The 13,178-nt window shown below is 65.0% G+C and carries 13 protein-coding genes and 1 pseudogene; 10 read left to right on the forward strand and 4 right to left on the reverse strand.

The window, feature by feature from the left end; all coding sequences use genetic code 11:
- From DCO45_RS19805 to minE, 6 genes and pseudogenes are all read left to right on the forward strand, one after another.
- Positions 1–268, forward strand: a pseudogene (locus tag DCO45_RS19805) (hypothetical protein); the annotation flags it as partial.
- A 23-nt stretch (positions 269–291) separates the two neighbouring features.
- Positions 292–930: a hypothetical protein gene (locus DCO45_RS19810; protein ID WP_133248223.1), complete on the forward strand. Its 639-nt coding sequence runs from the start codon at positions 292–294 to the stop codon at positions 928–930.
- Positions 931–1,022: 92 nt separating this feature from the next.
- A complete protein-coding gene (locus tag DCO45_RS23065; RefSeq protein ID WP_165841241.1) occupies positions 1,023–2,504 on the forward strand; it encodes a hypothetical protein in 1,482 nt (493 codons plus the stop codon).
- 190 nt (positions 2,505–2,694) lie between these two features.
- Positions 2,695–3,426 carry a septum site-determining protein MinC gene (gene minC / locus DCO45_RS19820; RefSeq protein WP_116927430.1) on the forward strand — a complete coding sequence of 244 codons (732 nt, stop codon included), beginning with the start codon at positions 2,695–2,697 and terminating at the stop codon, positions 3,424–3,426.
- Positions 3,427–3,493: 67 nt separating this feature from the next.
- A complete protein-coding gene (gene minD, locus DCO45_RS19825; RefSeq protein ID WP_116927431.1) occupies positions 3,494–4,306 on the forward strand; it encodes a septum site-determining protein MinD in 813 nt (270 codons plus the stop codon).
- A gap of 5 nt (positions 4,307–4,311) precedes the next feature.
- Complete coding sequence (gene minE / locus DCO45_RS19830) at positions 4,312–4,569, forward strand: cell division topological specificity factor MinE (protein WP_021027472.1); 258 nt, start codon at positions 4,312–4,314, stop codon at positions 4,567–4,569.
- A gap of 381 nt (positions 4,570–4,950) precedes the next feature.
- Here minE and DCO45_RS19835 read toward each other — a convergent pair whose 3' ends face one another.
- From DCO45_RS19835 to DCO45_RS19850, 4 genes are read right to left on the reverse strand one after another with little or no spacing between them, the layout of a single operon-like run.
- The gene (locus tag DCO45_RS19835) at positions 4,951–5,409 is read right to left on the reverse strand and encodes a PaaI family thioesterase (RefSeq protein ID WP_021027471.1); all 459 of its coding nucleotides are present in this window, start codon (positions 5,407–5,409) and stop codon (positions 4,951–4,953) included.
- Positions 5,406–6,566 (reverse strand): acyl-CoA dehydrogenase family protein, encoded by a 1,161-nt coding sequence (locus tag DCO45_RS19840; RefSeq protein ID WP_116927432.1) that lies wholly within the window; start codon positions 6,564–6,566, stop codon positions 5,406–5,408. Before DCO45_RS19840 ends, DCO45_RS19835 begins: the two co-directional genes overlap by 4 nt.
- A gap of 32 nt (positions 6,567–6,598) precedes the next feature.
- Positions 6,599–7,792: a thiolase gene (locus tag DCO45_RS19845; protein ID WP_116927433.1), complete on the reverse strand. Its 1,194-nt coding sequence runs from the start codon at positions 7,790–7,792 to the stop codon at positions 6,599–6,601.
- Positions 7,793–7,806: 14 nt separating this feature from the next.
- A complete protein-coding gene (locus DCO45_RS19850) occupies positions 7,807–8,172 on the reverse strand; it encodes a Zn-ribbon domain-containing OB-fold protein (RefSeq protein WP_116927434.1) in 366 nt (121 codons plus the stop codon).
- Between the two features lie 255 nt (positions 8,173–8,427).
- On the opposite strand from DCO45_RS19850, the gene DCO45_RS19855 reads away from it, so the two are divergent.
- From DCO45_RS19855 to DCO45_RS19870, 4 genes are all read left to right on the forward strand, one after another.
- Positions 8,428–9,636, forward strand: a complete 1,209-nt coding sequence (locus DCO45_RS19855) for an ABC transporter substrate-binding protein (RefSeq protein ID WP_116927435.1) — start codon at positions 8,428–8,430, stop codon at positions 9,634–9,636.
- Between the two features lie 83 nt (positions 9,637–9,719).
- Entirely contained in the window at positions 9,720–11,159 is a 1,440-nt protein-coding gene (locus DCO45_RS19860) for an NAD-dependent succinate-semialdehyde dehydrogenase (RefSeq protein WP_116927490.1), read from the forward strand.
- Between the two features lie 134 nt (positions 11,160–11,293).
- Positions 11,294–12,115 carry a TlpA disulfide reductase family protein gene (locus DCO45_RS19865; RefSeq protein WP_116927436.1) on the forward strand — a complete coding sequence of 274 codons (822 nt, stop codon included), beginning with the start codon at positions 11,294–11,296 and terminating at the stop codon, positions 12,113–12,115.
- Between the two features lie 100 nt (positions 12,116–12,215).
- Positions 12,216–13,142 carry a LysR substrate-binding domain-containing protein gene (locus DCO45_RS19870; RefSeq protein ID WP_116927437.1) on the forward strand — a complete coding sequence of 309 codons (927 nt, stop codon included), beginning with the start codon at positions 12,216–12,218 and terminating at the stop codon, positions 13,140–13,142.
- Positions 13,143–13,178 lie beyond the last annotated feature (36 nt).

Here is a 13,178-nt window from a genome sequence, read left to right on the forward strand (position 1 = left end):
GGCTGCGCCCAGTGTCTCCGCACCGGCAGCGCCCGCCCAGCCCGTGGCCGCTGATGTGGCGGTGCCGGTAGAGGCCGCAGCGCCTGCGATGGTCGCTACCGATGCCGCCCTCGCCCCCAATGAAACGCTGCTGGCGCCAGCGCCCGCCGAGGATGCTGCGGCCGCAGCGGTGGCGGTGGAGGAAGCGCCCGCCCCGGCACCTGCACCGGCCCGCCCGGCGGTGCGCAAGCCGGTGCGCAAACAGACTTTGGATGATTTGCTCAATTGAAGGAGAGCCTTGTGAAACTATTGATGAAAATGTCCGCCCTGGTGTCGGTGCTCGCGCTGGCCGGCTGTGCTGCCCCGCCGCCAGAACCCGCACCGGCTCCCGCGCCGGCCGTACCGGTGCAGGTCGAATGTGGTGTCGCATCGCCCCCCGGCTGCCGTGAGCCTGCCGTGCCACCTGCCCTGGTGACCTGGGAGCAGAAGATGAAGGGCGAGATCGACGAGGCCGAGGCCCTGCGCCTGCGTGCCGTCGAGGCCATGTCCGCCTTGCCTGCCAAGCAGCGCATCAAGGAAGGCAGCAAGACCATGACCACCGAGCAGGTCTTCAGCACCAGCCAGTCGCCCGCCACGCGCGCCATGCCGGTGCTCGATTCGGTCTCGCTCGATCTGCCCTGGGCCGCCAAGTCGCGCCAGGAGCACAAGGATGCGATGGTCGCCATCAAGGACATTGCCACGATGATGGCCGACAACCGCGGCGGCGCCACGATTTTTGTCACCGTCTCGCCACGTGATCTGCGCGCCAAGAAGGTCAACACCAATTCCGGCACCGCGCCCACCGAGGCCGGCAACCCGGTCGAGGTCAAGAAATCGGCCGACAAGAATGTGCCCGCCGGTGTCGAGCATTTCGTGATCCAGGCCAAACCCTGGCCCAGCCGCATCGACTGAGCAGGCGGCCCATCCCCCCATCTCCGCCATGAAAGCGCCTGCGCAGGCCATGGCGGAGCAGCTATACGGTAAAAACGACGAAGGAATCGCAGATGTCTTCTCCCCAATCGATGTTGAAGTCCATTGACTTTGGCCAACTGATGCGAGCGGCCGAGGGGCTGACCCAGTGGCGCGTGCTCGGCTTGTCGTTCCTGACCTGGCTGGCCGGAGGGCTGGTGATGGTGGGCGGCCAGATGCTGGCGACCCGTGCGGGCAGCATGCTGCTGGCGCTGCTGTTCCTGGTCATCGCCTCGGTGGTGTTCTCGGCCGGCATGTCGGCCGTCGGCATCCTGCTGCAGGACAAGGCCAAGGATGTGGAGCAGCGCAGCGTGGCGGCCGCCATCCGCGCGGGCCTGCTGTGTGTGCCGCGATTTATCCTGTTTGGTCTGCTGGTGCTGGCCGTGGTGCTGGGCCTGTGCCTGGTGGCGGCCATTGTGTATTTCGTCTGCAAGATCCCGTTCATCGGACCGATCCTGCTGTTCTTTGCCCACCCGGTGATGGTGATCGCCGCCTCGGTGTTCTTCATCGCGCTGTACTGGGTCGCCGCGCCACTGCTCGCGCCGGCGATCTGGGACGGCCGCTCGCTGCGCCGCGCCGTATCGCTGGTGGTGGCTGTCGTGCGCACGCGCCTGGTGCCACTGGTGCTGATGCTGCTGGCGCTCTATATCGTCATCACCGTGATCACCTTGGTGGTGTTTACCGGCTTCATCCCCGGCTTTGCCTACATGACGGCCATTGCCAGCGGCGTGATTGGCCCGAGCATGATGGCCTCGATGGGCGGCATGGGCAACTCCGCCGCCTTTGGCGCGATGGCCAGCAGCGGCCATATGCTGGCCGGTACGCTGTCGACCGTGATCCTGTTTGCGGTGCTGATGGCGCTGACCATGCAGGTAATGATCATGGGCGTGAACATCATCTACCTGATGGTCACCGATGGCCTCGATGAGCAGGGCACCGAAGAGAGTCTGCAGGCCGGCATTGACCTGGCGCGCGAAAAGGCCCGCCAGGCCCAGGGCATGGCCCGTGAAGCGGCCGACAAGGTGCGCCACGCCGCGCATATGGATGGCCATGGCCACCAGGGTGCTGCGGCACGAGGCCCGGCAGCGCCTGTGGCGCCAGTGACGCCAGCCGCACCGGTGGCACCGCACCACGATATCTTTGCCCCGGCTCCTGCGCCGGTCGCACCTGTCGCACCGGCTGCTCCCGTAGCGTCCGCGCCGGTACCCGCCCCTGCGCCTGTGCCGCCTTCGGCGCCCGTGGCTCCGGTACCACCTGCCCCCGTGTCGCAAGCCCCTGTGGCCCCGGCACCCGTGGTGGCGCCAGCCCCCGTGCAGCCGCCCGTAGCGCCAGCTACCGCAGCGGGTCTGGGTGGCGCAGCGGTGGCTGGCGGCGCGGCAGCTTCGGCCTTGCCGCCTGCGGCAGCCCCAGCGGCACAGGCGGCCTCCGAGCCCTTGCTGCGCTGCCGCAGCTGCTTTGAAGTGGTGGCGGCCGACGATGTGTTCTGCGGCCACTGCGGCTTCCAGCTCAAGCCTTGACGGGTTGTGGCATTCTTTGAGGGCGCGCAAGCGCCCTTTTTCATGGCACTCTGTATCCGCCCGTAAGCGCGGCTTCATTGGTAAAAGAGTGTTGTCAATCCGGGCAAAACGGCAGACCGGCTGCGGCGATTCACGTCAGGCAGGTTACACTTTGCCGATTCATGTCCAGTAACTAGATCGGCTTATAACCATGTCAGGTGAAACGACCCAGCGCAGCGGTTTCGATATGAAAAGCGCCCAGTTGCCGGTGGTTGCGTTCGCACTGCGTTCGGCCGACCTGGAGCAGTTGGCGCAGGAGTTTGCCGAGCGTTTTGGCAGCGACTCCGCCTTCTTCGACCACGACCCGGTGCTGGTCGATCTGGCGCAGCTGCGCGAGGCCGATGAGGACATCGACTTTGCTGCCCTGGTGGCCTTGCTGCGCCAGTACCGCACCACACCGGTGGCGGTGCGCGGCGGCAGCGAGGCGCAGATGGCCCGCGCCTATGCGGCGGGGCTGATCGCCGCGCCCGAGGCGCCACCTGCGCGCAAGGCGGCTGAGCCCGAAGTGCGCGAGGTCGAAGTCGAGGTCATCAAGGAAGTGCAGCTGCCGGCCAAGGCGACCATGCGGGTCGACAAACCGATGCGCTCGGGTCAGCAGGTCTATGCGGCGGGCAGCGATGTGATCGTCAACGCCATCGTCAGCTACGGCGCCGAGGTGATTGCCGATGGCAACGTCCATGTCTACGGGCCCTTGCGGGGCCGGGCCGTGGCCGGCGCCCGGGGGGATAAGAGTGCACGTATTTATTGCACCTGTTTTGAGCCGCAGCTGGTGTCCATCGCGGGCATCTACCGCACGGTCGAGTCGGATTGGCCCGCCGAGCTGTCGGGCAAGGCAGCCGTGGTGCGGCTTGAAGGTGAGAAACTGTTGATCGAACCGCTGTGACAGGCGCACGGGGACGGCCCGCACCGGGCTTTGGACATTTGAGGACGTAAAGGGATCGGATCGAAAGATGGCAAAAATCGTCGTTGTAACTTCCGGCAAGGGCGGAGTTGGAAAAACTACCACCAGTGCAAGCTTTGCGGCCGGACTGGCGCTGAGCGGGCACAAGACTGCGGTGATCGACTTCGATGTCGGCCTGCGCAATCTGGACCTGATCATGGGCTGCGAGCGCCGTGTGGTCTATGACCTGATCAATGTGATCCAGGGCGAGGCCAACCTCAACCAGGCGCTGATCAAGGACAAGCAGCTCGAGAACCTCTACATCCTGGCCGCCTCGCAAACGCGCGACAAGGATGCGCTGACGCAGGAGGGGGTCGAGAAGATCCTCAAGGACCTGGCCGCGATGGACTTTGATTTCATCGTCTGCGACTCGCCCGCCGGTATCGAGAGCGGGGCGCTGATGGCCATGCACTTTGCCGACGAGGCGCTGGTGGTCACCAACCCCGAGGTCTCTTCCGTGCGTGACTCGGACCGCATTCTGGGCATGCTCAGCTCCAAGACCAAGCGCGCCGTCGATGGCGGCGATCCGATCAAGGAGCATTTGCTGATCACCCGCTACAACCCCAACCGGGTGCAGGACGGCCAGATGCTGTCGCTGGAGGATATCCAGGACATTCTGCGCATTCCGCTGATTGGTGTGATTCCCGAGTCGGAGTCGGTGCTGCAGGCGTCCAACCAGGGCACGCCTGCGATCAACCTGAACCAGACCGATGTGTCCGAAGCCTACAAGGATGTGGTGGCACGCTTTTTGGGTGAAGACAAGCCGATGCGCTTTACCGATGCGCAAAAGCCTGGTTTCTTCAAACGCATTTTTGGGAGGTAAGTTCAATGTCCTTGCTGTCCCTGTTCTTGGGTGAAAAGAAAAAGACCGCGTCGGTCGCCAAGGAGCGGCTGCAGATTATTTTGGCGCGTGAGCGCACTGGGCGTAGCAACAACCAGCCGGACTATCTGCCTGCGCTGCAAAAAGAGCTGATGGCGGTGATCGCCAAGTACGTCTCCATCAATCCGGATGACGTCCGCGTCAACCTGGAACGACAAGACAACCTTGAAGTTCTTGAAGTAAAAATCGAGCTTCCAGACAAGTAAGTCGGTGGGGATCCTGTCCTGGGTGCATGTGTGCTCTGGCGGATTCTTGTTCTGGATGGGACTTTGGCAGTTTTCGTTTTTGGGTGGCGATATGGGCCCGCATGCGTTGTTGTGGCGCCTTGCCATACCAAAGTATTGTCTGCGGCGCCACGCCTAGCCTGCGGGCCCATCTCGCCATTGGGGTGGGTGGCTTGGGCGCTGTGCGCGCTGCTCCTAGCTGTTGAATACCGGAATCACCATCCTGTTTTCCGTTCTTCAAAAACAAACGCGACCTTCGGGTCGCGTTTTCGTTGGGGGTAAGTCGGTGGACTTCTGGTGGGTCGTGGATAAGTCAGCGGCTTATCCACAAAACTATGCACATGGCCGTGCTTTTCCCCTCAGTTATGCACTGGGCTCGGCCGTGTTGTCGTAGGCGTGGGCTTTCCAGTACTTGAAGGTGCCCTGGGCGGTGGCCAGGATGCGGCGGTTGGCGTCGTAGATGTTGGCCTGGCAGGTGCACAGCGAGCGGCCCTGGTTGATGACCCAGCCTTCGGCAACCAGCGGGCCACGGCCCGGGTAGATGAAGCGCGAGGACATCTCGACGGTGACGGCGGTGCTCGACGGCGCGCCGGGCGCGAGCACGGCAGCGCGGGACATGGCCACGTCCAGCAGGGTCATCAGGATGCCGCCATGCGCGGCGGGCAGCTGGTTGCACAGCTCCTCGCGCAGGTCGGGCAGGTGCACGCGCACAATGCCGTCTTCAAAGTTCGGGTCCTGGCGCGCGCCGATGAGGCGCAGAAAGGGCACGCGGGTGTTGAGGTCCTCGATGCTCAGCTGCTGGCGGGGTGGGGTGGTGCTCATGCGGCGGCCTTGGCGTCGCGCACCATGTTGCGCGCAATGATGATCTGCTGGATCTGGGTCGTGCCTTCGTAGAGGCGGAACAGGCGCACATCGCGGTAGAAGCGCTCGATGCCGTACTCGGCCATATAGCCCGAGCCGCCCAGGATCTGCACCGCGCGGTCAGCCACGCGGCCGCACATCTCGGTGGCAAACATCTTGGCGCTCGATGCCTCGGTCGAGACGTTCTGGCCCGCGTCGCGGCGGCGCGCGGCGTCAATGGTCATGCACTCGGCGGCATACAGCTCGGCCTGGCTGTCGGCCAGCATGGCCTGCACCAGCTGAAAGTCGCAGATCGCCTGGCCAAACTGCTTGCGCTCGAGCGAGTACTGCAGCGCGTCGCGCAGGATGCGCTTGGCGCAGCCCACGGCCACGGCGGCGATGTGGATGCGGCCTTTTTCCAGCACCTTCATCGCGGTCTTGAAGCCGCGGCCCTCTTGCAGGCCGATCAGGTTGGCGGCGGGCACCTTGACGTTGTCAAAGATCACATCGCAGGTGTGGGCGCCGCGCTGGCCCATCTTCTTGTCGTACTTGCCAAAGCTGATGCCCGGGCTCTGGGCATCGACGATGAAGGATGAGACGCCCCCCGCGCCCTTGTCGGCCGGGTTGGTGCGCGCCATCAGGGTGAACATGCCGGCATGGGGCGCATTGGTGATAAAGCGCTTGGTGCCGTTGACGAGGTAGTGGTCGCCCTGCTTGACGGCGGTGGTGCGCAGGGAGGCGGCGTCCGAGCCGGCTTCGGGCTCGGTCAGCGCGAACGAGGCGATCACCTCGCCGGTGGCCAGGCGTGGCAGCCACTCGGCCTTCTGGGCATCGGTGCCATCCATCAGAATGCCTTGCGAGCCGATGCCCACCGTGGTGCCGATCACCGAGCGGAAGGCGGGCGAGGTCTGGCACAGCTCCAGCAGCACATGCACTTCCTCCTCCATCGTCAGCTCCAGACCGCCGAACTGCTCGGGAATCGTCAGGCCAAACAGGCCCAGCTCGCGCATCTCCTGCACGATGGCTTCGGGGATCTCGTCGGTCTCGGCGACTTCGTTTTCGGCGGGCACCAGGCGCTCGCGCACAAAGCGGCGCACGCTGTCGAGCAGCGCCTCCAGGGTTTCTGGGTCTCGAATCATGGATGGTTCTCTGTTGTGTTCTGTAGCGCAGGTCAGAGCGTTGCCGCCGTGCCCAGGATCGCCGTGGCCTGGCTGGACAAGGTGCCGCCATTGCCATGGGCCAGTGCCAGCTGGGCGCCCGCCACCTGGCGTTCGCCGCAGTTGCCGCGCAGCTGGCGCACCGCCTCGATCAGCGCAAAGATGCCGTACATGCCCGGGTGCACGCAGGACAGGCCTCCGCCATTGGTGTTGACCGGCAGGCTGCCGCCCGGCGCAATCGCTCCGCTGGCAACAAAGGCACCGGCCTCGCCCTTTTTGACAAAGCCCAGGTCTTCCAGGAAAAGCAGGGTGTTGATGGTGAAGGCGTCGTAGAGCTCGACCACATCCATGTCCTGCGCTGTCAGGCCTGCCATCGCAAAGGCCTGCGCGCCGGACTGGCTCGCAGCGGTGACGGTGAGGTCGGGCATCGACGAGATCTGGCGGTTCCAGCAGGCCGTGGCATTGCCCAGCACATAGATGGGGGCGTTGGGGCCGCGCTGGGCGTCTTCTGCGCGGCTGAGCACAAAGGCGCCGCCGCCATCGGTCACCAGGCAGCAGTCGCGCACGGTGAAGGGATCGGCCACCATGCGCGCGCCCAGCACCTGCTCGATGGAGAGCGAATCGCGCATGAAGGCCTCGGGGTTCTTCTGCGCCCATTGGCGCGCCGAGACGGCGACGGCCGCAAGCTGCTCGCGTGTGGTGCCGTACTGGTGCATGTGGCGGGCCGCAGCCATCGCATAGGCTGCGACCGGCATCGTGGGCTCAAACGGGTGCTCAAAGGGCTGCGGGTCCATGAACTTGCGCGCAGCGGTCGATTCTTTGCGGCCAAAGGCGGCCGAGCGCTGGGCGCTGCCGTAGCAGACCAGCACATGCTTGCACTGGCCGGCCTCCAAGGCCATGATCGAGGGCAGCAGGTGGGCGATAAAGCTGGAGCCGCCCAGCATGGTGCCATTGACGTAGTTTGGGTTGATGCCCAGGTGCTCGATCACCGGCATGGGCCACATGGTGGCGTTGACGCTGCAGGTGGCCAGGCCGTCGATGTCCTGCATCGTCAGGCCCGCATCGGCCACGGCCGCATGGGCGGCGCGGGCGAGCAGCAGCATGTCGTCCGAGCCCGGGGCTTCGCCGCAGCCATAGGTGGCCACGCCGGTGATGGCGGCCTTGCCGCGCAGCGCGCGCAGGCCGCTGCTGGTATGTACTTGTGCCATGTTTTTATCCCTCGTTATGCGGCTTTGAACACCACCAGGCCCTTGCCGTTGTGCTCGATGACTTCGGCCTTCACCGCCATGCCGATCTTCACATCGGCCGGTGCCATGCCTTCGACGCGGCTCATCATGCGCGGGCCTTCTGCCAGGTCCACCAGCGCGACGTTGTAGTCGCCACCAGCCTCGGCCTTGCGGCGGATCACTGTGGTCGAGTAGACCGTGCCCTGGCCGCTGGGTTGCTCCCAGGCCAGCGCATCGCTGCCGCAATGCGGGCACAGCTCACGGGGGTAGAAGATGGCCTGGGCGCAGGCCTTGCAGCGCTGAATCTGGAAGCTGCCCGTATCCAATGCAGCCTGGTACTGGCTTGACATCGAGGGTGTCATTGCGGAATCTTTCTGAGGAGATAGCGGATGCTCAAGCATGGCCCCATTGCCTGCTGCACGCAATTATTGGTTGCCGAAGAGGGGGTTTGGCCGCGCTTGACGAACCTGGGTGACAGCAGTTTGCTCTAGAAGACCATCAGGGTTTTCTAGGCTTTGGCGCAGCCTAAGGCGGCGCTTGGCAAATGCAGAAACCGGCGCGCTGGAAATCTCTAGCATCGTCTGTCAAACGCTTTCTATAAAACCGGAGACAAGACCATGAAAATGACCGCGCTGGCTTTGGCCATGGCCGCATGCTGCACGACGGGCGCGCAAGCGCAGGGCATCTCTGACGACGTCGTCAAGATTGCCGTGCTCAGCGATATGTCCGGCCCCTATGCCGACACCGCAGGGCGGGGCTCGCTCGAAGCCGCGCGCATGGCGGTGGAAGACTTTGGCGGCAGTGTGGGGGGCAAGAAGATCGAGGTGGTGTTTGCCGACCACCAGGGCAAGGCCGATGTCGGTGCCAGCCGTGCGCGCACCTGGTTTGACACCGATGGCGTGGACGTGGTGGTGGACCTGAACAACTCGGCCGTCGCGATGGCGGTCTACAACCTGGCTAAGGAGCGCAACAAGCTGGTGCTGACCTCGGGCGGCGCCTCAGACACGCTGACCAGCGAAGCCTGCATCCCCACTGCCATCCACTACACTTATGACACCTATGCGATGGCCAGCGGCGTGGCCCATGCGATGCTGGAAAAAGGCAAGAAGGACTGGTACATCATGGCGGTGGACTATGCCTTCGGCAAGGCCGGCGCCGAGACGGTGACCAATATCGTCAGCAAGGGCGGCGGCAAGATCGTGGGCCGCACCAACTTCCCGCTCAATGCCAGCGATTTCTCGTCCTTTGTGCTGCAGGCGCAGGAGTCCAAGGCCTCGGTGGTCACCCTGGTGAGCGCGGGCAATGACACGATCAATGCGATCAAGTCGGCCAAGCAGTTTGGCCTGATGCAAAAGCAGACGGTGGCGCCGCAGTTCATGTTCATCCAGGACGTGCATTCGCTGGGCCTCAAGACCGCGCAGGGCCTGACCTTTGCGACCGCCTTCTACTGGGACCGCACGCCCGAGACGCGCGCCTTCTCGCAGCGCTTTTTTGAGCGCATGGGCAAGAAGACCATGCCCTCGATGGTGCATGCCGGTACCTACTCGGCCGTGACCCAGTACCTCAAGGCCGTGGCGGCCACCAAGACCGACGATGGCCCCGCGGTGACCAAGTACCTCAAGTCCAACAAGATCGAGGATTTCTTCAGCCAGAACGGCCATGTGCGCGAGGACGGCCGCATGGTGCACGACCTCTACCTGGTGCAGGTCAAGTCGCCTGAGGAATCCAAAGGCCCTTGGGACTACTACAAGGTGCTGGCCACCATTGCGGGTGACCAGGCCTTCCGGCCCATGGCCGATGGCAAGTGTGGTTTCGTGAAAAAGTAACCACAGACTTATCCACAGGCAACGCGGTCTTCAGCGCTGAAAGACCGCGTTATGCATTCCAAACCCCCTTGCAGGAGCCCAGCATGTCCCAAGCTTATCCACAGTTGCAACTATTTATCAACGGCCAATGGCTGTCCGCCGACGGCCGCAAGAGCGAGCCGGTCATCAACCCGCTCGACGAATCCACGCTGGGCCAGCTGCCTCACGCCAGCGCCGCCGATCTGCAGGCCGCCCTGCAGGCCGCCAACGCAGCCTTTGAAGGCTGGAAGCGCACCTCGCCGCTGGCCCGCTCGGACATCTTGCGCAAGGCCGCCAGCCTGATCCGCGAGCGTGCCGACCACATTGCCCGCTGCATGACCCTGGAGCAGGGCAAGCCGGTGCGCGAAGCCAAACTGGAAGTGCTGGCCGCTGCCGACACCTATGACTGGTATGCCGAAGAGGGCCGCCGCAACTATGGCCGCCTGGTGCCCGGCAAGACCCCGACCCAGCGCATCGCGGTGCACCATGAGCCCGTCGGCGTCTGCGCCGCCTTTGCGCCCTGGAACTTCCCGGCCATCACCCCCGCACGCAAGATTGCCGGCGCTTTGGCCGCTGGTTGCACCCTGGTGCTCAAGCCCGCCGAGGAAACACCCGCCACCGCCCAGGAGCTGGTGCGCGTGCTGCATGACGCCGGCCTGCCCGCCGGTGTGCTGAACATGGTGTTTGGTGTGCCCGCCGAGGTCTCGGGCTACCTGCTCGACCAGCCCGAGGTGGCCAAGTTCTCGTTCACCGGCTCCACCGCCGTGGGCAAGATGCTGGCCTCGCATGCCGCCAAGAGCATGAAGCGCGCCACCTTGGAGCTGGGCGGCCATGCACCGGTCATCGTCTGGAAGGATGCCGACATCAACAAGGCCGCCGATGCCCTGGTCGCCGGCAAGTTCCGCAATGCCGGCCAGGTCTGCATCTCGCCCACGCGCTTTTATGTACACCGCGATGTGTTCGACAGCTTTGTGAGCGCCTTTGTCGAGCGCACCAAAAAGCTCAAGGTCGGCAACGGCCTGGACGAGAGCAGCCAGATGGGCCCGCTGGCCAATCCGCGCCGCATCGAGGCCCTCACCCGCCTGATCGCCGATGCCCAGGAGAAGGGCGCTACGCTGCACACCGGCGGCAAGCGCATGCCCGGCAAGGGCTTCTTCTGGGAGCCCACTGTCATCAGCAACCTGCCCGAAGACGCCGGCCTGATGAACGAGGAGCCCTTTGGCCCGGTCGCGCTGATCAATCCCATCGCCGACATGGACGAAGCGCTCCAGCGCGCCAACCGCCTGCAGTACGGCCTGGCCGCCTATGCCTTCACGCAGGACAGCGCCGTGCGCCAGCAGCTCTCCAACGGCGTGCAGACCGGCATGCTGGGCATCAACACCTTGAACATCTCGATGGCCGAGGCACCGTTTGGCGGCGTCAAGGAAAGCGGCTGGGGCTCGGAATGCGGCATTGAAGGCCTGCAGGCTTACTGCAATATCAAGCTGGTCAGCGAAGACCAGTAAAGCAGTTTTTCCCCTTCCCGGGCCCTGCTGCCGGGCCCAGGAATGGAACCAAAAGGCGCGCCAGGTATTCAGACTGCACAATCGCCGCTGGTGTGTACCCACTCCAGCGTTTTTTGTCTTTCAGAAATACAACGATGAGCGCAAGTTTGCAGATCGGGCCGTTCTCACTGCCCTGGGGTTTGGTCATTTTGATGCTGGCATGGCTTGCGGCCGATGTGCTGCTGGCGCGCTGGGCGCGCAAGCGCGGCCTGTCCACAACGCCGCATGCCTGGCTGCTGCCGCTGTTGGCGCTGGTGGCGGCGCGCCTGGGCTTTGTCGCCCGCTATGCCGACGAGTACCTGGCGCAGCCGCTGTCAATGCTGAATGTGCGCGATGGGGGCTGGGAGCCCTGGGCGGCGCTGGCGGTGGCGGTTGTCTATATGTGGTGGCTGTGGCTGCGCAAAAAGGCCGTGTTCCAGCCGCTGGCGGGCGCGGCAGCGCTGTTTGGCGTGCTGTGGCTGGGCGGCAATGCCCTGGTTTCCAACTTCTCCTCCAGCGCCAAGGCCTTGCCGCCGCTGTCGCTGGTGGCGCTCGATGCCCAAAGCCATGCGCTCGACCAGTTCAAAGGCAAGCCCGTGGTCATCAACCTCTGGGCCAGCTGGTGCACCCCCTGCGTGCGCGAGATGCCCGCGCTGCTGGAGGCGCAAAAGCGCTACCCGCAGGCGCAGTTTCTCTGGGTGAACCAGCAAGAGGCGCCTGAGGTGGTGCTCAAGGCCGCGCGCGGCTTTGGCCTGCCCGATGGCCAGGTGCTGCTCGATCCGCGCAACAGCATGGGCGAGGTGGCCGGCAGCCGCGCGCTGCCCACCACCTTGTTCTATGACGCGAACGGCCAGTTGCAGGGCCAGCGCGTGGGCGAGTTGTCTGCCGCCAGCCTGAACGATTTCATGCAGCAGATCGTGCCGGCTGCTGGCGGCTAGCCCGGTCGCTGGCAACAACCCGCTGGGGCGCGCTCGGGTATCGCCGCGCCCCGCGCCCCCGGCGCGCTATCCTGGGCGACTGACCACCCCACGCCCCACCATGACTTCCCACCGCCCGCCTGTCAGACGCCTGGACACCTATAGCCTGCGGCTGTTTATCGCCGTGGCGCGCTCGGGCTCGATCGCACGGGCTGCGGAGACCGAGCACATTGCGTCATCGGCGCTCAGCCGCCGCCTGTCGGACCTGGAGCATGCCTTTGGCACGGCCTTGCTGGTGCGCTCGCCGCGCGGCGTGGTGCTGACCGAAGCCGGTCGCCGGGTGTGCGAGCGGGGCATGCAGATTGATGAGGAGCTGCAAGGCCTGGTGCGCGAGGTGCAGGAGCAGGGCGACGAGGTGCGCGGCACCGTGCGGCTCTACGCCAATATGTCGGCGGTGGTGGGCTTTCTGCCCGAGAAGCTGTCGCAGTTCCGCGCGCGCTATCCGCATGTGCGCATCTCCTTGCACGAGGCCGATACCCGCGAGGTGCTGCGTGCCTGCCTCGATGACCGCGCCGATGTCGGTGTTGGTGTGGCCGTGCCACCGGCCTCGGGACTGGATGCCTGGTACTTTGCCAGCGATCCGCTGCAGGTGGTGATTCCGCCGGGCCATGCGCTGGCTGCGCACGGCGCGGTTGATTTTGCGCAGGTGCTGGCCCATCCCTTGATCGGTGTGCACCAGGGCGGCGCGCTCGACCGCATGCTGCACGAGCGCGCCGAGGCGCTGCAGCAGCGCTTCAACCCCGAGGTCTCGCTCAGCAGCTTTGATGCGGTCTGCCGCATGGTCGAAGCGGGGCTGGGCATGGCCGTTGTGCCGCAGAGCGCGGTCGCGGCCTATGGCGGCTCGGCCGGCTTTGTGCTGCGGCCGCTGGCTGAGCCCTGGGCGCAGCGCGAGCTGCACCTGTATGCGTTGCGGCGCCAGCCGCAGCTGCGCACCACCCAGGCCCTGCTGCAGGTGCTGCAAGGCGGCACCGAGCCGCTCCCCGGGTAATCCCGGTTATCGATTTTTGCGCTATCCCCTGTGCTG

Origin of the sequence: Comamonas sp. JNW, assembly GCF_003105075.1 — a bacterium.
GTDB classification, from domain to species: domain Bacteria; phylum Pseudomonadota; class Gammaproteobacteria; order Burkholderiales; family Burkholderiaceae_C; genus Comamonas; species Comamonas squillarum.